The organism is Streptococcus sp. 27098_8_22 (assembly GCF_041432415.1).
Classification (GTDB): Bacteria; Bacillota; Bacilli; order Lactobacillales; family Streptococcaceae; genus Streptococcus; species Streptococcus pseudopneumoniae_M.
In genome coordinates this window covers 1-19,480 of sequence record NZ_JAPVZP010000006.1, presented here as the reverse complement: position 1 = coordinate 19,480, position 19,480 = coordinate 1, and the positions used below count along the sequence as shown (strand labels likewise).

At 40.6% G+C, this 19,480-nt stretch carries 18 protein-coding genes and 2 pseudogenes; 17 read left to right on the top strand and 3 right to left on the bottom strand.

Annotated elements, in window-relative coordinates; translation table 11 throughout:
- Positions 1–200: 200 nt before the first annotated feature.
- The 8 genes from O3633_RS07340 to O3633_RS07305 all read left to right on the top strand — a co-directional run bounded on the left by O3633_RS07340 (position 201) and on the right by O3633_RS07305 (position 8,226).
- Positions 201–1,478, top strand: coding sequence for a glutamate-cysteine ligase family protein (locus O3633_RS07340; RefSeq protein WP_371620851.1), 1,278 nt, complete (start codon positions 201–203; stop codon positions 1,476–1,478).
- Between the two features lie 74 nt (positions 1,479–1,552).
- Positions 1,553–3,037, top strand: a complete 1,485-nt coding sequence (thrC, locus tag O3633_RS07335; protein ID WP_371620850.1) for a threonine synthase — start codon at positions 1,553–1,555, stop codon at positions 3,035–3,037.
- A gap of 60 nt (positions 3,038–3,097) precedes the next feature.
- Positions 3,098–4,378, top strand: coding sequence for an MATE family efflux transporter (locus O3633_RS07330; protein WP_371620849.1), 1,281 nt, complete (start codon positions 3,098–3,100; stop codon positions 4,376–4,378).
- Between the two features lie 3 nt (positions 4,379–4,381).
- A complete protein-coding gene (locus tag O3633_RS07325) occupies positions 4,382–4,996 on the top strand; it encodes an HAD-IA family hydrolase (RefSeq protein ID WP_371620848.1) in 615 nt (204 codons plus the stop codon).
- 176 nt (positions 4,997–5,172) lie between these two features.
- Entirely contained in the window at positions 5,173–6,255 is a 1,083-nt protein-coding gene (locus tag O3633_RS07320; protein ID WP_371620847.1) for a LysM peptidoglycan-binding domain-containing protein, read from the top strand.
- A 150-nt stretch (positions 6,256–6,405) separates the two neighbouring features.
- Complete coding sequence (locus O3633_RS07315) at positions 6,406–7,269, top strand: DUF2262 domain-containing protein (protein ID WP_371620846.1); 864 nt, start codon at positions 6,406–6,408, stop codon at positions 7,267–7,269.
- Between the two features lie 158 nt (positions 7,270–7,427).
- On the top strand, positions 7,428–7,853 hold the full coding sequence (locus O3633_RS07310; RefSeq protein WP_371620845.1) for a MarR family winged helix-turn-helix transcriptional regulator: 426 nt from the start codon (positions 7,428–7,430) through the stop codon (positions 7,851–7,853).
- A gap of 10 nt (positions 7,854–7,863) precedes the next feature.
- On the top strand, positions 7,864–8,226 hold the full coding sequence (locus O3633_RS07305) for a DUF1304 domain-containing protein (RefSeq protein WP_070458779.1): 363 nt from the start codon (positions 7,864–7,866) through the stop codon (positions 8,224–8,226).
- 47 nt (positions 8,227–8,273) lie between these two features.
- On the opposite strand, the gene O3633_RS07300 is transcribed toward O3633_RS07305, so the two are convergent.
- Entirely contained in the window at positions 8,274–9,131 is an 858-nt protein-coding gene (locus O3633_RS07300) for a DUF975 family protein (protein WP_371620844.1), read from the bottom strand.
- Positions 9,132–9,246: 115 nt separating this feature from the next.
- Here O3633_RS07300 and tgt point away from each other — a divergent pair, with 115 nt between their 5' ends.
- The 3 genes from tgt to O3633_RS07285 all read left to right on the top strand — a co-directional run bounded on the left by tgt (position 9,247) and on the right by O3633_RS07285 (position 12,945).
- Positions 9,247–10,389 carry a tRNA guanosine(34) transglycosylase Tgt gene (tgt, locus tag O3633_RS07295; RefSeq protein WP_371620843.1) on the top strand — a complete coding sequence of 381 codons (1,143 nt, stop codon included), beginning with the start codon at positions 9,247–9,249 and terminating at the stop codon, positions 10,387–10,389.
- Between the two features lie 132 nt (positions 10,390–10,521).
- Positions 10,522–12,339, top strand: a complete 1,818-nt coding sequence (locus O3633_RS07290) for an acyltransferase family protein (protein WP_371620842.1) — start codon at positions 10,522–10,524, stop codon at positions 12,337–12,339.
- Positions 12,340–12,603: 264 nt separating this feature from the next.
- Positions 12,604–12,945, top strand: a complete 342-nt coding sequence (locus O3633_RS07285; protein ID WP_049530778.1) for a metal-sulfur cluster assembly factor — start codon at positions 12,604–12,606, stop codon at positions 12,943–12,945.
- Positions 12,946–13,122: 177 nt separating this feature from the next.
- Here O3633_RS07285 and O3633_RS07280 read toward each other — a convergent pair whose 3' ends face one another.
- Both O3633_RS07280 and ilvD read right to left on the bottom strand, forming a co-directional pair.
- On the bottom strand, positions 13,123–13,491 hold the full coding sequence (locus O3633_RS07280) for a VOC family protein (protein ID WP_371620904.1): 369 nt from the start codon (positions 13,489–13,491) through the stop codon (positions 13,123–13,125).
- Between the two features lie 105 nt (positions 13,492–13,596).
- Positions 13,597–15,300: a dihydroxy-acid dehydratase gene (gene ilvD, locus O3633_RS07275; protein ID WP_371559304.1), complete on the bottom strand. Its 1,704-nt coding sequence runs from the start codon at positions 15,298–15,300 to the stop codon at positions 13,597–13,599.
- A 183-nt stretch (positions 15,301–15,483) separates the two neighbouring features.
- Here ilvD and O3633_RS07270 point away from each other — a divergent pair, with 183 nt between their 5' ends.
- From O3633_RS07270 to tnpA, 6 genes and pseudogenes are all read left to right on the top strand, one after another.
- Complete coding sequence (locus tag O3633_RS07270) at positions 15,484–16,491, top strand: SPFH domain-containing protein (RefSeq protein WP_371620841.1); 1,008 nt, start codon at positions 15,484–15,486, stop codon at positions 16,489–16,491.
- A 2-nt stretch (positions 16,492–16,493) separates the two neighbouring features.
- Complete coding sequence (locus tag O3633_RS07265; RefSeq protein ID WP_075229745.1) at positions 16,494–16,694, top strand: type II toxin-antitoxin system antitoxin; 201 nt, start codon at positions 16,494–16,496, stop codon at positions 16,692–16,694.
- 148 nt (positions 16,695–16,842) lie between these two features.
- Positions 16,843–17,025 (top strand): 50S ribosomal protein L32, encoded by a 183-nt coding sequence (gene rpmF, locus O3633_RS07260; RefSeq protein ID WP_000290417.1) that lies wholly within the window; start codon positions 16,843–16,845, stop codon positions 17,023–17,025.
- A gap of 15 nt (positions 17,026–17,040) precedes the next feature.
- On the top strand, positions 17,041–17,190 hold the full coding sequence (gene rpmG, locus O3633_RS07255) for a 50S ribosomal protein L33 (protein WP_001265622.1): 150 nt from the start codon (positions 17,041–17,043) through the stop codon (positions 17,188–17,190).
- Between the two features lie 95 nt (positions 17,191–17,285).
- Positions 17,286–18,641: pseudogene (locus tag O3633_RS07250) on the top strand (IS3 family transposase).
- 199 nt (positions 18,642–18,840) lie between these two features.
- A pseudogene (gene tnpA / locus O3633_RS07245) lies at positions 18,841–19,304 on the top strand (IS200/IS605 family transposase).
- The last annotated feature ends 176 nt before the right edge of the window (positions 19,305–19,480 follow it).

The window sequence follows — 19,480 nt, the reverse complement described above, 5'->3', positions numbered from 1 at the left end:
CAAATTTTCATCTTTTTAAATATTAACATATAAGCTTTTTTAAAGAAGGTTGTGAAAGAAAATCTGCAAAATTTAGTATAAAATCCAAATCTACCATCATTTTTTGGAAAGTTTTTTTCGACAAGCTTGTCTCCGATTTTTGGTATAATATAGAAAGCAATTGATCTTTCTAGTAAGAGAATTTAGAGTGAGAGGTATCTATGTCCCCTTCTATCCAGTTATTGAAAAATCGTTATCTAAAAAATATCAAAGAAAATCCAGATCTATACATCGGTATTGAGTTGGAGTTTCCTATCGTACATACGAAAGGGAAACCTACAGATATTGAAGTCAGTAAGGACTTGATGCGCTTTTTGGTGGATGCTCTCAGTCTAGAAGTTGAAAAGGAGGATCAGGATGGCAACCCGATTCAACTTGTAGAACCGATGAGTCAGGATCGAATTCTGTTTGAGGTTTCCTACACGACCTTGGAGTTTGCCTTTGGTAGAGCTCAGAATATCCAAGAGGTCGAAAAACGCTTTGAAGCCTATATGAAGGTCATTCAGGAAAAGCTTGGAGAAAAGGATCATGCTATCCAGGGGTGGGGGATTCATCCAAACTGGAATCAAAATGACAATCGACCTGTGGCTTATCCACGTTACCAAATGTTGATGGCTTATCTGAATATGGGAAGTCGTCAAAAGAGAGCTGATTTGCATGACTTTCCACAATATGGAGCCTTTATCTGTGGGAGTCAAGTTCAGTTGGATGTATCGACTGCTAACTACCTACGTGTCATCAATGCTTTCACTCAGCTTGAGGCAGCCAAAGCTTACCTGTTTGCCAATTCTCAGTTTTCGGGAGCAGAATGGGATACTTTGATTTCACGAGATATTTTTTGGGAAGATTCCATGCATGGAATTTATCCAGAGAATGTCGGCGTCAATGCAAAACTCTTCAAAGATGAGGATGATTTCTTTGATTATCTAGACCACTCTGCGATTTTTACAGCAGAACGTGATGGGGAAACCTACTATTTTTCTCCAATTCGGGCTAGAGATTACTTAGATACTGATGAGATTACTGCCTATACTCTAAATGGAAAAGAAACTCTGCTTGTTCCTCAAGAGAAGGATTTCCAAGCGCACCGTAGTTACCAATTCCAAGACTTAACAACTCGAGGAACGGTCGAATTTCGTAGTGTTTGTACACAGCCACTAGACCGAACCTTTTCTTCGGCAGCCGTTCATTTAGGCTTGCTGGTGAATCTAGACAAGCTTGAAATTTACCTAGAAACAGCACCTTTCTTTGAGAGATTTGGTCGTGACTACAAATCTTTGAGACGCCAGTTTTCTAAGAAACAGCTTTCAGATGAGGAGACAACTGGAATTGTTCAATTCTCAAGAGACTTGCTAGCGATAGCAGAGCAAGGTCTTAAGATAAGAGGTCAGCAAGAAATGACCTATTTAGAGCCTTTGAAAGAAAAATTGACTCTATAATTTTCTTATAAAGGGAGAATTTTCTGAAAAATCATGTTATAATGGATGAGACTATAGATAAAGGATAGAGATTTATGACATTAGTTTATCAATCAACGCGTGATGCGAAAAATACAGTAACAGCCAGTCAAGCGATTTTGCAAGGTTTGGCAACAGATGGAGGCTTATTTACTCCAGTTAGCTATCCAAAGGTTGATTTGGATTTTGAAACATTAAAGGACGCTTCTTACCAAGAAGTAGCTAAGCTTGTCTTGTCAGCTTTCTTGGATGACTTTACAGCAGAAGAGTTGGACTACTGTATCACCAACGCCTATGACAGCAAGTTTGATACGCCAGCCATTGCTCCTCTTGTGAAACTAGATGGCCAATACAACTTGGAACTTTTCCACGGTTCAACCATTGCCTTTAAGGATATGGCCTTGTCTATCTTGCCATACTTTATGACAACAGCTGCCAAGAAACATGGCTTGGAAAACAAGATTGTTATCTTGACAGCGACGTCTGGAGACACTGGTAAAGCTGCCATGGCAGGATTTGCGGATGTTCCTGGAACTGAAATCATCGTCTTTTATCCAAAAGACGGTGTCAGCAAGGTACAAGAGTTGCAAATGACTACTCAAACAGGGGACAATACTCATGTTATCGCCATCGATGGAAACTTTGATGATGCTCAAACCAACGTTAAGCACATGTTCAACGATGTGGAGCTTCGTGAAAAATTGGCTGCTAATAAGCTCCAGTTCTCATCAGCCAACTCTATGAATATCGGTCGTTTGGTACCACAGATTGTCTATTATGTGTATGCCTACGCTCAGCTTGTTAAAACTGGTGAGATTAAGGCTGGTGACAAGGTTAACTTCACCGTACCGACAGGGAACTTTGGGAATATCTTGGCTGCCTTTTACGCTAAGCAAATCGGCCTACCAGTTGGCAAGTTGATCTGTGCTTCAAATGACAACAATGTTTTGACAGACTTCTTCAAAACTCGTGTTTATGACAAGAAGCGTGAGTTTAAGGTAACCACTAGCCCATCTATGGATATCTTGGTCTCTTCAAACTTGGAGCGCTTGATTTTCCACCTTTTGGGTAATGATGCGGTTAAGACAGCTGAACTCATGAATGCTTTGAATAACCAAGGCCGGTATGAATTGACAGATTTTGATGCAGAGATTCTTGACCTTTTTGCAGCAGAGTATGCGACTGAAGCGGAAACAGCAGCAGAAATCAAGCGTGTTTATCAAACAGATGCCTACATTGAGGATCCACATACAGCGGTTGCCTCAGCTGTTTATAAAAAATACCAAGCGGCGACAGGTGATGTGACTAAGACCGTGATTGCTTCAACAGCTAGTCCTTATAAATTCCCAGTGGTTGCAGTAGAAGCTGTAACTGGGCAATCAGGTTTGAGCGATTTTGAAGCCTTGGCTCAACTACATGAAATTTCAGGAGTAGCAGTGCCACCTGCAGTTGATGGCCTCGAAACAGCTCCAGTTCGTCACAAGACAACTGTTGCAGCAGCAGAGATGCAGGCTGCAGTAGAATCTTATCTAGGACTTTAAGACAGAGGAAGTAAACTCGGTTGGGCAACTAACTGAGTTTCTTTTCATCAGGAGGAAGGATTGTTTAAGAAAAATAAAGACATTCTCAACATAGCCCTGCCAGCCATGGGTGAAAATTTCTTGCAGATGCTCATGGGGATGGTCGATAGCTATCTGGTGGCACATTTGGGCTTAATCGCCATTTCGGGTGTGTCTGTAGCGGGCAATATTATAACCATTTACCAAGCGATTTTTATTGCTTTGGGAGCGGCTATTTCCAGTGTCATTTCCAAAAGTTTGGGACAGAAAGATCAATCTAGACTAGCCTATCATGTGACAGAAGCACTTAAGATTACTTTGCTACTGAGTTTAGTTTTAGGTGTCTTATCCATCTTTGCAGGACGAGAGATGATTGTCCTTTTGGGGACAGAAGCGGCTGTGGCTGAGAGTGGAGGACTATACCTAGCTTTAGTTGGAGGGACAATCGTCCTCTTGGGCTTGATGACTAGTCTAGGAGCCTTGATTCGCGCCACCCATAATCCGCGCCTTCCCCTTTATGTGAGTTTTTTATCCAATGCTTTAAACATCCTTTTTTCAAGTATCGCCATTTTTATCCTTGATATGGGGATAACTGGTGTAGCTTGGGGGACTATTTTGTCTCGTTTGGTCGGGGTTGTGATTTTGTGGTCGCAATTAAAACTTCCATATACGAGACCAAATTTTGGACTGGATAAAGACCTGCTGACCTTGGCTTTACCTGCAGCGGGAGAACGTCTCATGATGCGAGCTGGAGATGTGGTCATTATTGCCTTGGTTGTTTCTTTCGGAACTGAGGCAGTCGCAGGAAATGCAATTGGTGAAGTTTTGACACAGTTTAACTATATGCCTGCCTTCGGTGTTGCGACAGCAACAGTCATGCAGGTAGCTCGAGCAGTTGGGGAAGATGATTGGGCAAGGGTAGACAACTTAAGTAAGCAAACTTTTTGGCTTTCTCTCTTTCTTATGTTGCCCTTAACACTTAGTATCTATACTCTCAGAACGCCCCTAAGTCACCTCTACACTAGTGATCCTGTGGCTATTGAAGCCAGTGTTATGGTGACGCTGTTCTCTCTACTAGGGACTCCTATGACGACGGGGACAGTCATCTATACAGCTGTCTGGCAGGGTTTGGGAAATGCCCGACTTCCCTTTTATGCGACAAGTATCGGAATGTGGTGTATCCGTATCGGAACAGGGTATCTGATGGGAATTGTTCTTGGTTGGGGCTTGCCTGGTATCTGGGCAGGAACGCTTTTGGATAATGGTTTCCGTTGGATTTTCCTACGCTATCGTTATAAGCAATATATCTCTTTGAAAGGATGACACATGAACAAAATTGGATTTATTTGGGATTTGGATGGAACATTATTGGACTCTTATGAGGCTATTTTAGCAGGAATCGAAGAGACTTTTGCCCAGTTTGACATTCCTTATGATAAGGCTGAGGTTCGTGCCTTTATTCTACAAACTTCCGTTCAAGATCTGTTGGAAAAAGTGGGAGAAGAAAGAGGCTTGGATGCTGATATGCTCAATCAGGTTCGTGCTCAGAGCTTGGCTGAGAAGAATGCTCAAGTGGTTCTGATGCCAGGGGCGCGTGAAATCTTAGCTTGGGCAGATCAGCAAGGGATTGAGCAGTTTGTTTACACCCATAAAGGGGACAATGCTTTTACAATTTTGGAGAATTTGGGTTTGGCCCACTATTTCACAGAAATTTTAACCAATCAAAGTGGCTTTGCTCGGAAGCCTAGTCCAGAAGCTGCGATTTATCTTTTAGATAAGTATGGATTAAATCCTCAGCAGACTTATTATATCGGCGATCGGACTTTGGATATCGAATTTGCTCAAAACAGTGGGATTCAGAGTATCAATTTCCTTGCCTCATCTGCAGCTTGTAATCAACAGATAGAGCATTTAGAAGACATTAGCTCGCTTTCCTTCTAGAATTTTCTTCAAGAAGAATGTGTCAGCCTGATGACAAGAAACTGACAAACTATTTCAAGTAATGTGATTTGTTACAACGAATGTACAGTTCTGTTAAATAGCCCCAAAAGGGCTTTTTTTCTATTTTCTTTGTGTTATGATAGACAGGTACTACATTTGAAAAGGAGTTTGATAGTATGAAGAAAAGAATTATTTTAGCATCAACAGTAGCCTTGTCCTTTGCCCCTGTATTGGCAACTCAAGCAGAAGAACTAGTATGGACAGCGCGCAGTGTTGAGCAAATTCAAAACGATGTTACTAAGAATGAGAATAAAACAAGCTATACGATTCAGTATGGAGACACTCTAAGTACCATTGCCGAAGCTTTGGGAGTGGATGTGACCGTTCTTGCTAACTTGAACAAGATCAGCAATATTGATCTGATTTTCCCTGAGACAGTCCTTACAACAACTGTTAATGATGAGGAAGAAGTGACGGAAGTTGAAATCCAAACCCCTGACACAGCTCAGGCAGGTGAAGGCACAACTGCAAGAGCAGATTTGACAACCAACCAAGTCACTGTAGATGACCAAACTGTACAGGTTGAAGATTTAACTCAACCAGTTGAAGAAACAGAAGCTAAAGTTGAGCCAGTAGCACCACAAGTGACTGAAGAAGCAGTAGCAGAAACTACAACAGAAGCCTCAGTACCAGCAGCAGAACCAGTGACAGAAACTACGGCAGAAGTTTCAGCACCAGCAGAAAAAGCAGTAACAGAAACACCTGTAGTGGAAGAAACCACTACAACAGAAGCCCCTGTTACAGAAACTCAATCAACACCATCAACTTACCAAGCTGAAGCAAGCCAAGGTTCATCAGCTACTTATGCAGCACCAGCAGCACCTGATTATGCAAGTATTGCAGCTTCAAAATCAGAAAATACAGGTCTACAACCACAAACAGCTGCCTTTAAAGAAGAAATTGCTAACTTGTTTGGTATCACATCATTTAGCGGCTACCGTCCTGGAGATAGCGGAGACCACGGAAAAGGCCTTGCAATTGACTTTATGGTTCCAGTAAGCTCAGCTCTTGGAGACCAAATTGCAGATTATGCGATCCAGAACATGGCGACCCGTGGAATTAACTATATCATTTGGAAACAACGTTTCTATGCACCATACGATAGCAAATATGGACCAGCCTACACTTGGAATCCAATGCCAGATCGTGGTAGCGTAACAGAAAACCACTATGACCACGTTCACGTATCTATGAATTAAGAATAATAAGAAGCTATACATTTAAAATGTGTAGCTTCTTTTTGTGTAAAATAGTATTGATAAGTGAAATAAAATCTAAAACATGTTAGAATGTAAGCGAATACAAAACTATACTAACGCTTTTAAGCATAGAGAGAAAGGATGAAGTGAATGACAAACCGATTAAAAACTCCATTTGAGAAAACAAGAAATGATTTTGAACAGGAATTTACTGGAGAAATTGTCGAACTCTTGATTTTTACCCTCCAAAATGTAAATGGAGCTGCTTCTTTAAAAGATGGGTGTCTAATACCGTCCGTTCATTTTAAAGCTAGTGTCAATGTCGCAACTCAGGACTTCTCTGAACTTGAAGGACGTTTGGAATGGCTCTTGACTCCAGAAGAATTTAAAGAAAAGCATTGGGGATTTAGTTTTGAACCCTACAAAATTCATCGTATTAAATGTCAAAAACGCCCCTTCATGGAGCTAGAGCCTTATATGTCAGAAGTGGCTAACAACTGCTACCGCTTGCTAGAATACCTAGATGACCAATCTACGGATGCTAGGTTAGAGACCTTGATTGAAAGCTATCAAAAACCGGTCATTATTCAAGACGCTCTTGGCGAATTCACCTTAAACAGAGCCTATTCTTGGTTTGAAGGATTTATCACTTACGAGGGTGGTAAGATTCATGCTATCTTTGCTGCGAGTGCAGATGAAAGTCTTCCTCCAAGTTCTTTCGATACTCTAAAGAAATTTATGGGAACTTTCCAAGTCCATGATGATCAGATTAAAAACTATATTGTCAAAGAACTCTGGGAAACAGCTCAAGACTGGATTGATTCAGATGAAAATGATGTGGAGTTAACAGAAGAGTATTTTACCAACTCACTTTCCTTGAGTGAACTATCGATCAACGAAGACGGAGAATTGACCCTCTACTATGATGATAGCGAGGAAATTTTTGCGGGCCATGCCATCGAAGTTGTCATCGATAAAGAGGGAGAAATCCTTCGAGTGGACTTGGTAGGCTAGTGCTGGATTTTATCTAGAATATAGAAATAATAGCCTTTTGGGATTGAAACCAAGAGGCTATTTTTCGTGAGTAAGCAAAATAGTTGCGTTTTTAATCTTTCTGTAATATACTTGATAAGTCAATAGTTGACAAATCAAGTTTACGCAGGGAGGTAGAAATGAAAAAAATTAACGACTTACTGTACCAGCTCCATTTAACAGATCAGATGATCACTCAACTTTTTGAGAAACAATTGGGAATTAGTTTGACCCGCTATCAAATCCTGCAGTTTTTACTGCAGCAGTCACCCTGCAACCAGATTGCCGTTCAAGAGAAGTTACAGATTGACCAGGCAGCTTTGACCCGTCATTTTAAGGTTTTAGAGTCAGAGGGCTATGTCAGTCGCAAGCGTAATCCGGCCAATCAGCGAGAAGTCTTAGTTGAATTAACCCAAGAAGCCAAGAATCAACTCTTGGTTAATCCGCCTCAGCATCACCTGAAGGTGAAGGAACAGATGGAGAGTATCTTATCGACTGCAGAGCAGAAAGAGCTGACAGCTTTGTTGACAAAACTAGTGTCAGGTTTAGAAAAAATAGAATTTTAAGGAGAAAACGATGTCAATCATCACTACTATTTTAGCAACCCTTGTTGCTCTAGAGCATTTTTATATCTTTTATTTGGAGAGTATGGCAACCCAATCAGATGCAACCAGCCGAGTCTTTAATATGGACAAGGAAGAGTTGACTCGCCCCTCTGTCACCTCACTGTTTAAAAACCAAGGAATTTATAATGCCTTAATTGGGGTATTTCTTATTTACGGAATTTATTTCTCACATAGCTTAGAAATCGTAACAATCTTTGTGTTGTTTGTCATAGGAGCAGCGACTTATGGTGCCTTAACAGCAGATAAAAAAATTATTCTTAAGCAAGGTGGTCCAGCAATCTTAACGCTTTTAAGTATCCTTTTCTTAAAATAAAAACAACCAGCACTTTCCATAGAAGGTGCTGGTTTTAATCATTCACATTAAACTTTTCTCCGCTTGATTTCGAGTAATCTTTGATAGAAGAAGAACTGACTACTATAGATAAAAGGGAAAGAAGGGATGCTCGCAATTCCAAAGCTGATCCAGATAAGAAGATACCATGGTAGGAGTTGTAAATCAAGTACGAAGCGTTGGAACTTATAGCCTTTCATAAGGAAGCGACTTGTTTTGAGTACGCGACTTGGCTTGGCAATTCCAATTGCAAGGGTATCACAAAGGAGCAGCTCTACTTGGGAATAAGCGTAGTATTGCGGCAGATAGGCAATGGTTCCCAAAATCATCAGAAAGACGCTACCAAAGAAGTAAAGTGCAAAAGTGAGCAGAAAATGTTCGATATCTGAATTGGTGACGTCGACAGCTGGAAATTCGGGATGAAGTTCTACAAATTTATGAGCCATAGCACTGCTGTAAAAGAGCAAGTAAACTCCAAAAAGATTAGGGATGCTCCACAAAAAGAGATAGAAACGCTTGAGCAAGAGAGTCAGAAAGGTCTGGGTGAAGAAGCGATTGTCAAGTAAGGACAGACTATCTTTAAAAGAAAGCTCTATCTCGGAAATTCTGTAAAGATTAATGGTTGTAAAAAGAGCACCAGCTAGGATAATAGAACTTGTGAATCCAACTGCTAGAGGAAAGAGTGAGGACTGGATCAAACTCATCAAAAAAGTAAAGAAGGATTGCTCAAGAATCCCCTCATCAAGTAGGGATAACGGACTTATGAAGCTGGATAGAATCAAGAAAATGCTTGGTAATAAAAAGACAAGCAATAAACGTGGATGTTCAGCTTGAAACTGTTTAGCTTGTTGACGAACTTCTTTTAAATCAATTTTTGGGTATTTCATTCTTTCATTATACCATAGTTCGTGACAGTTCCTGTTTTTTTTGATAGAATCATACAGTATGCCCTTGGGCACAAAGTAAGAACTGGGACTGTCTTTCCCAGCTTCGGAGGTAAAAATGTCAGATTCACCAATCAAATATCGTTTGATAAAAAAAGAAAAACACACGGGAGCTCGTCTGGGTGAGATTATCACGCCACACGGAACCTTCCCAACTCCTATGTTTATGCCGGTTGGGACACAAGCAACGGTCAAAACCCAATCGCCAGAAGAATTGAAAGAGATGGGGTCAGGGATTATCCTCTCTAATACCTATCACTTGTGGCTACGTCCTGGAGATGAACTCATTGCGCGTGCAGGTGGGCTTCATAAGTTCATGAACTGGGATCAGCCTATCTTGACAGATAGTGGAGGTTTCCAAGTTTATTCCCTAGCGGATAGCCGTAATATCACAGAAGAAGGAGTAACGTTTAAGAATCACCTCAATGGTTCCAAGATGTTCCTTTCACCTGAAAAGGCCATCTCTATCCAAAACAATCTAGGCTCAGACATTATGATGTCCTTTGACGAATGTCCTCAATTTTATCAGCCTTATGATTATGTGAAGAAGTCAATTGAACGTACCAGCCGTTGGGCAGAGCGTGGATTAAAAGCTCATCGTCGTCCACATGACCAAGGTTTGTTTGGGATTGTACAAGGTGCAGGCTTTGAAGATCTTCGCCGTCAGTCAGCCCATGACCTTGTCAGCATGGATTTCCCAGGATACTCTATCGGAGGGTTGGCAGTTGGAGAAACTCACGAAGAGATGAATGCAGTTTTGGACTTCACCACTCAACTCCTTCCTGAGAATAAACCTCGCTACTTGATGGGAGTGGGAGCGCCAGATAGCTTGATTGATGGGGTTATTCGTGGGGTCGATATGTTTGACTGTGTCTTGCCGACTCGTATCGCTCGTAACGGTACTTGTATGACTAGCCAAGGACGTTTGGTTGTCAAGAATGCCCAGTTTGCGGAGGACTTTACACCACTTGATCCTGAGTGTGATTGCTACACATGTAAGAACTACACCCGTGCCTACCTTCGTCACCTACTCAAGGCTGATGAAACCTTTGGTATTCGCTTGACCAGTTACCATAATCTTTACTTCTTGCTCAATCTGATGAAGCAGGTTCGTCAGTCTATTATGGATGACAATCTCTTGGAATTCCGTGAGCATTTTGTTGAAAAATATGGCTACAATAAATCAGGTCGTAATTTCTAAGATTATCAATCTAAAGCTCAAATCCTAAGTTTTCTCTTAGGATTTTTCTTCTTTTTTTGATAAAATAAAGGTAATATGGAATGAACATTAGATGGTTTTTTTACTACTCTAATGAACGGAGAATAACCTCGTATGCGTATTAAATGGTTTTCCTTGATCAGGATTACAGGCTTACTCTTGGTACTTTTGTACCATTTCTTTCAGACGATTTTTCCAGGAGGATTCTTCGGGGTTGACGTCTTTTTCACCTTCTCAGGTTTCCTAATTACGTCACTCTTATTAGAAGAATTTGGACAAAAAGGGAAGATTGATATCCTAGGATTTTTCAGAAGACGTTTCTATCGGATTTTTCCACCAGTTGTCTTGATGATCCTTGTCGTTATTCCCTTTACTTTCTTGGTTCGGCAGGATTATGTAGCCGGGATTGGTGGTCAGATTGCTGGTGTCCTTGGTTTTATGACCAACTTCTATGAAATGTTAACAGGGGGAAGTTATGAATCTCAGTTCATTCCTCATCTCTTTGTTCATAACTGGAGCTTAGCTGTTGAAGTTCATTACTATATCTTGTGGGGCTTGGCAGTTTGGCTCATGTCTAAGCAAGCCAAAACAGGTGGGCAACTACGGGGAATGGTTTTTCTACTATCTTCAACTACCTTTGTTGTTAGCTTCCTTTCAATGTTTATTGGTAGCTTTATCGTTTCTTCCTACTCAACGCTTTACTTTTCAAGTCTAACTCATGTTTATCCATTCTTCCTAGGTAGTTTCCTAGCTACCTTGATAGGGGTCCGTCATACGACACCTCTTCTCAAACGTTTGAATCAAATCTTGGACTTGAAACAGACCTTGTTAGTCTTTTCAGCAGGTCTCGGAGTTTTACTCTTATTGACCTTCTTCGTGAAATTCAATTATCTCTTTGCCTACTTACTTGGCTTCTTGTTGGCAAGTTTAGCTGCTCTTCTGATGATCGTTGCAGCACGACTTTTGCATGAGAAAACTCCGACGATTGAAGAACCAAAGGTAATTAGCTTCTTAGCTGACACCAGCTATGCCGTCTATCTTTTCCACTGGCCGTTTTATATTATTTTCTCTCAGTTGATGAGCAATCTACCAGCTGTGATTCTCACCACTATCTTTTCTTATCTCTTTGCAAGCCTTTCTTTCTATGTGATTGAACCTTTCATTGCAGGGAAGAACAGTAGCTTATTGCAAAAGGTAAAAGAAATTCCGCATATTCAACCAATTTTTGCGGGTAGCGTTGGTTTCCTTAGCTTACTGACACTGATTGTGATGCTTATTGCTCCCCAAGTCGGTGCTTTTGAAACGGATTTGATGGTAAATGGTCTCAATCAAGCTCAAACCAATATTACCCGTACAAAAACCATGGCGGATCAAGCAGAAGCAAGTCGCTACAATATTGCCGAAGGTGTATCCATCATCGGAGATTCGGTAACCTTGCGTGCAACACCTGGACTTAAAGAGGTTCTACCAGACGCTCAGACAGATGGTCAAGTAAGCAGAAATACCAAGCAAGCCAATGCTATTATGCTCAACCACAGTCAGAATAAAGTCCTCCCTAAAATAGTCGTTATTGCTACTGGAGTGAATAACCCTGAGGATTATAAGGCTGATATTGATTCTTTGATAACAAATCTACCTAAGGGCCATCAGCTTGTACTTGTGACACCTTATGAAGGGGACAAAACTCAAGCAACTCAGCCTTATGTAGAACAGTATGCTAGCTATGTGCGTGACGTAGCTCAAAAGTATCCTTACATTGAGGTTGCAGACTGGAATCAGGTATCTAAAGATCATCCAGACATCTGGAAAGGAACGGACCAGGTTCACTTTGGAAATGATAATACCAAACTAGAAGAGGGTGCTAAGCTCTACGCAGAAACGATAGTATCAGCTATCAAAGCCTTGGCAGATAAGCCTGTGAAGTCAAAATAATATTTAAAAAGTAGAGATGACCGTTCTCTACTTTTTCTGTTTAGAAAGTATTTCTTAGAAGCTCAATCATTCTCTGAGCTTATCTCTCTAACCTATGCCAATATCCTCTTGCTCTAGGTTGCTAGCTCTTTGGGTAGTTTGGCTAAACTATGACTGATTTCTAGTCTGTAGTTTTTATGGCGAATCCAGTCTTGATTGGGAAAGACTTGCCAAATTGTCAGAATTATGAGAAAATAGGTGCAGTTTACAAATGGAGGGAATGCAATGAGAGAAGATATCAAAATCAATGATCGTGCTCTAGCATTAGGAGAACAAATCATTGAAAAACTAGAAAAAGTTTACGATACAGATGTGGAACTAGATGTCTATAATCTTGGCTTGATTTACGAGATTCATTTGGACGAGGCTGGTCTTTGTACAATTGTCATGACCTTCACCGATACTGCCTGTGACTGTGCAGAAAGTTTACCAATCGAAATCGTTGCAGGTTTAAAACAGATTGAAGGGATTGAAGATGTCAGGGTTGAAGTTACCTGGTCACCTGCTTGGAAGATTACGCGAATCAGTCGCTATGGTCGCATAGCGCTTGGTCTACCACCACGCTAAAATACAAGAGAGGTTGGGACAAAAAGATTTTGATTTTAGGAATTCTTTATTATAAATTTTTAAAATCGATAGATTAGACAAAAAAGCGAACAAGACAGTATTCTGAGTGTCAGACAACTCGTTTTGTTCGCTTTTTATATTTAAGGTTAGACTTTTGTCCCAGACTCTGTTTTGTTATTAGATTCCCCTAACTGCGAAATAGTGTCCACTTGGATTTGCAAAGTTAAAGTGAGGGAAAGGTTGGGTATTGATTGAACTTGTGGTTTCCGTTACTGCAGCTATGCGCTCGTGAAGACTGCAAAGGTCCGCTGATTCAAAGAGTAGGCTAGGTTTCATATCAACTACCTCTGGCGATACCTGACGAATAAAGTCTTTGGCGTAGACAGTAAAATTCAGTGTACTGTCCGTGTGAGATTTCATTTCAAAAGTTTCAAAACCCATAATTTCTGATTGATTAAAAACTTCAAAACCGATAGCAGACCAAAAGTCCCTCTCGGCTGCTACGTCTTCTACGTAGATCATAATTCCTGTATTTTGTGAAAACATCATTTCTTCTTTGTAATCATAGTTAGAGCAATTATCTTACACATTTCACGAGATAAGATAAAGGATTAGAAAAAGCAGTCATTTAGCGACTGCTTATTTTTCTAGTTATTTTTTACCAGATTGTTCCATATTCCAGAAATCTGTAACGGCACCACGGGATGCAGAAGATACAGTGTGGGCGTACTTACCGAGGACACCACGACTATAGAGTGGTGGTAAGGTTGTTTCTGCCTTACGTTTTTCAAGTTCTTCATCAGATACAGCCATGGAAATTTCTTTAGTATCTTGGTCAACGGTGACGATATCACCTGTGCGGAGGTAGGCAATTGGTCCACCATCCTGAGCTTCAGGAGCGATATGTCCAACAACCAGTCCATAAGTACCACCAGAGAAGCGTCCGTCTGTCAAGAGAGCAACCTTGTCTCCTTGACCTTTACCAACGATCATTGATGAAAGTGATAGCATCTCAGGCATACCAGGACCACCCTTAGGTCCAACGAAACGAACAACGACAACGTCGCCATCAACGATTTCATCAGACAAGACAGCTTGGATGGCATCTTCTTCAGAGTCAAATACCTTAGCTGGACCAACGTGACGACGAACTTTAACACCGGATACCTTGGCAACCGCACCGTCAGGAGCAAGATTACCGTTCAAGATGATAAGCGGACCATCTGCACGTTTTGGATTTTCGAGTGGCATGATAACTTTTTGACCTGGTGTGAGGTCTGCAAAGTCAGCCAAGTTTTCAGCAACAGTCTTACCAGTACATGTGATACGGTCTCCGTGAAGGAAGCCATTTGCCAGCAAATACTTCATAACCGCAGGCACACCACCAACTTCGTAAAGGTCTTGGAAGACATACTGACCAGAAGGTTTCAAATCGGCCAAGTGAGGCACACGTTCTTGGATGGTATTAAAGTCCTCAAGTGACAAGTCAACATTAGCTGCGTGGGCAATAGCAAGCAAGTGAAGAGTGGCATTTGTAGAACCACCTAGAGCCATAGTCACAGTAATGGCATCTTCAAAGGCTTCACGAGTCAAGATATCTGATGGTTTGAGACCGAGCTCCAGCATCTTAACAACAGCACGTCCTGCTGCTTCGATGTCTTCTTTCTTATCAGCAGATTCTGCTGGGTGAGAAGAAGAACCTGGCAAGCTCATCCCCAAAACTTCGATAGCAGTAGCCATAGTATTGGCAGTATACATACCACCACAACCACCAGGGCCAGGGCAGGCGTTACACTCGAGACGTTTCACGTCCTCAGCTGTCATATCACCGTGATTCCACTTACCGATTCCTTCAAATACAGAAACCAAGTCGATGTCTTTGCCATCCAGTTTTCCAGGGGCGATAGTACCACCGTAGGCGAAAATAGCTGGGATATTCATATTGGCAATGGCAATCATAGAACCAGGCATGTTCTTGTCACAACCACCGATAGCCACAAAGGCATCCACGTTGTGACCGCCCATAGCAGCTTCGATAGAATCCGCAATGATATCACGTGACGTTAGAGAGAAGCGCATACCAGGCGTTCCCATGGCAATCCCGTCTGCTACCGTAATGGTTCCAAATTGAACCGGCCAAGCACCAGCAGATTTGACACCTTCTTTTGCAAGCTTACCGAAGTCATGCAAGTGGATATTACATGGTGTATTTTCTGCCCAAGTCGAAATGACTCCCACAATTGGTGTTTCAAAGTCCTTATCTGTCATACCAGTCGCACGAAGCATGGCACGGTTTGGTGATTTAACCATGCTGTCATAAATGCTACTGCGGTGACGTTTATCTAATTCTGTCATTTGTTCCCTCCCATTTCAGTTTTTACCATTATAGCACATTTTAAAAACAATGAACAGAAGAAAATTCTTGAATTTTCAGACAATTCAAACCATTGAAATCTTCTTAAAAAAGATTGCATATTTTTGTTGACATTTAAAATTAAAGTGATATCATTTAGATATCAAATGCAGGAGGTCATTCTGATGACTGAAAAACTAATCAATTCAAAACCAAATGGTGTAGTAGCATTGGTACTCATTGAGTTGGCACTCGTACTTGGTTTCCTTATATTTATAATGGGTGCTGGTTCGGAAAACATTTTTGGAATTATTATCGGGCTTTTATTAATCTTAATTTCAGCTCTAGCTCATGCTGGTTTAAAAGTTGTTAAACCTCAGGAAGCACTGGTTTTGACCCTCTTTGGTAACTATACTGGTACCATCAAAGAACCTGGTTTTTACTTTGTCAATCCCTTCAGTATAGCGGTCAACCCTGCAAATCACACTCGACTTGGTCAAAGTGGTGACGTTAGCACGAAATCCCCTTTTTCAGGGATGAAATCATCAAATGGCAATGATGTAAACATTGAAATTGGCAAGAAACAGATTTCTCTCAAAGTTATGACCTTGAGTAATTCTCGTCAAAAGATTAACGATTGCTTAGGGAACCCTGTAGAAATCGGAATCGCGGTAACTTGGAGAGTTGTCGATACAGCTAAAGCAGTTTTCAACGTTGATAACTACAAAGAATACCTTTCATTGCAATGTGATAGCGCCCTTCGTAATATTGTCCGCATCTATCCTTACGATGTGTCTCCGAATGTGGATACTACAGGTGATGGGCAAGCAGATGAAGGCAGTCTCCGAGGCTCTAGCGAGATTGTAGCTAGTCGCATTCGTGAGGAAATTCAAAGTCGTGTAGAGGACGCTGGCTTGGAAATCCTTGAGGCACGTATTACTTACCTAGCTTATGCACCGGAAATTGCAGCTGTCATGCTTCAACGTCAACAAGCATCAGCCATTATCGATGCACGTAAGATGATTGTTGATGGCGCTGTAGGAATGGTTGAAATGGCACTGGAACGTCTCAATGAAGGAGAATTAGTAGAACTTGACGAAGAACGAAAAGCTGCTATGGTTTCAAATCTCCTAGTCGTTCTCTGTGGCAATCATGATGCACAACCAATTGTCAATACAGGAAGCCTTTATTAAAAATGGCAGAAGCTAAAAAGAAGCAGATTCCCCTTCGACTTTCGGCAAAGTTATATGCTGCACTCGCATCATGGGCAGAAGATGACTTTCGATCAGTCAACGGGCAGATTGAATATCTCCTCACAGAATGTGTCAAGCAACGAAAGAAAGACGGGAAATACGTCTCAGAAACCATTGATGAACCATTCGAGATTGATATTTAGTCTATTTTCCTATCCAGAAGATTGGATAGGAAAATTTTTTAATCTTTTTTTGTCAAGTAACTTTACTTTACAAAAAAGTTTTGATATACTATTAAAGTTGATGAAAATCAAACCTAACTGAATTTATATCTTAAAAGGAGAAATCAAAATGGCAGTACCTGCACGTCGCACTTCAAAAGCGAAGAAAAACAAACGTCGTACACACTACAAAGTAACAGCTCCATCTGTAAACTTTGACGAAACTACTGGAGATTACTCACGTTCACACCGTGTATCACTTAAAGGATACTACAAAGGACGTAAGATCGCTAAAGCTGCATCAGCTGAATAATAGAAGGGAGATACCATGCGCGTAAATATTACACTTGAACACAAAGAATCTGGTGAACGCTTGTACCTTACTTCTAAAAACAAACGTAACACTCCAGACCGTCTTCAATTGAAGAAATACTCACCAAAACTTCGCAAACACGTTGTGTTTACAGAAGTGAAGTAAGCATTCAATACGAATCAATACATAAGAAAAACGCTGATTTTGAACTGCACCCCAAAAGTTAGACATAAAAATCTAACTTTTGGGGTGTTTTTATTATGAAATTAACTTATGATGATAAAGTTCAGATCTATGAACTTAGAAAACAGGGATATAGCTTAGAGAAGCTTTCAAATAAATTTGGGATAAACAATTCTAATCTTAGGTACATGATTAAATTGATTGATCGTTACGGAATAGAGTTCGTCAAAAAAAGGAAGAATCGTTATTATTCTCCAGAACTAAAACAAGAAATGATAGATAAAGTTCTTTCTGCTGGAAGGTTGTTCTTATAGAAGTGTCAGCCTTGATTATGCTCTCCCAAACCAAGGAATGCTTTCAAATTGGCTAGCACAATACAAGAAAAACGGGTATACTATTGTTGAGAAAACAAGAGGGAGACCAGCTAAAATGGGACGTAAACGAAAGAAAACTTGGGAAGAAATGACAGAATTAGAACGACTCCAGGAGGAGAATGAACGCTTACGGACTGAGGTGGCCTACCTAAAAAAGTTAAAAGAGTTAGAGGAAAGGGACGAAGCCATACAGCGAGAAAGGCAGAGACAATTAGAGAAATGGTCTCAGGAGGATTTCGACTAGATTTACTTCTTGAAGCGGCTCGTTTACCTCGCTCAACTTACTACTATCAGTTGAAGGAACTAGATGGGCACGACAAAGATAAAGAGATTAAAGCTGAAATTCAGGAAATTTATTATGAGCATAAAGGAAATTATGGCTATCGCCGAATAACCCTTGAATTAAGGAATCGTGGTTTTGTAGTGAACCATAAGAAGGTCCAACGTTTGATGAAAATCCTTGGTTTAAGTGCTCGAATTCGTCGTAAACGGAAGTATTCTTCTTACCAAGGAGAGATTGGCAAGAAAGCAGATAACCTTATTCAACGCCAATTTGAAGCAGCCAAACCAATGGAAAAATGCTACACAGATGTGACAGAATTTGCCATTCCAGTAAGTAATCAAAAGCTCTACTTATCACCAGTTTTAGATGGCTTTAATAGCGAAATTATCGCCTACAATCTTTCAACTTCACCAAACTTAGAACAAGTGAAAGCTATGTTAGACCAGGCTTTCGGTGAGGATTATTACACAAATACTATTCTCCATAGTGATCAAGGATGGCAGTATCAACATCAGTATTATCATCGTTTTTTAGAGGATAAAGGAATCCAACCGTCCATGTCACGTAAAGGAAACAGTCCAGATAACGGTATGATGGAATCCTTCTTTGGCATTCTTAAGTCTGAGATGTTTTATGGTTATGAGAATACGTTTCACTCACTTGAGCAATTGGAACAAGCTATTGTAGACTATATTGATTATTACAACAACAAACGAATTAAGGTAAAACTAAAAGGACTCAGTCCTGTGCAATACAGAACTAAATCCTTTGGATAAATTAATTGTCTAACTTTTTGGGGTCAGTACATTTTAAGCGTTTTTTTCTTTTATGTGACTTTCAGTCCGTCTCGCTCCGTTAGGTGCGAGACAAAAGAACCACCCGCTATGCGGGTGCGCATCGAAGGTTATACCAAAAAACTCCAAACGCGATACAATTAAGGTGTTCAAGCCAATTGTAAAGCGAAAGGAGAAAAATATGGCTCAAAAAGCACATAGTTTATCACACACGAAATGGATGTGTTCTATCACATTGTGTTCACCCCTAAGTATAGACGAAAAGTGATCTATAATCAATATCGAAGTAGTTTGGGAGAAATATTCCATAGATTATGTAGTTATAAAGGTGTTGAGATTATCGAAGGCCATTTAATGCCAGATCATGTTCATATGTTGGTAAGCATTCCACCTAGAATTAGTGTTGCAAGTTTTATGGGATATTTAAAAGGGAAAAGTGCTCTAATGATGTTCGATAAACACGCCAATCTGAAATATAAGTTTGGGAATCGACATTTTTGGGCAGAGGGCTATTATGTTAGTACAGTTGGCCTCAATGAAGCCACAATAAAAAAATACATTCAGGAACAAGAGCGAAAAGATATGGCTTTAGATAAGTTGAGTGTAAAAGAATATGAAGATCCCTTTAGGGATGGTGGCAAGTAGTACGTACGCCTCTTTGAGAGGGTTGTGACGAGTCAAATGCAATAAGGCTTGAACAAAGTAAAAGCCAGCGTCTTTAGGCGCTGGCTAGTTATCTGGGCTTATAGCCCTTGTACAAACCACCCGTTTGACGGGTGGTCATGATTTGCCAAATGCGATATATTGCACTGTATTTCAAT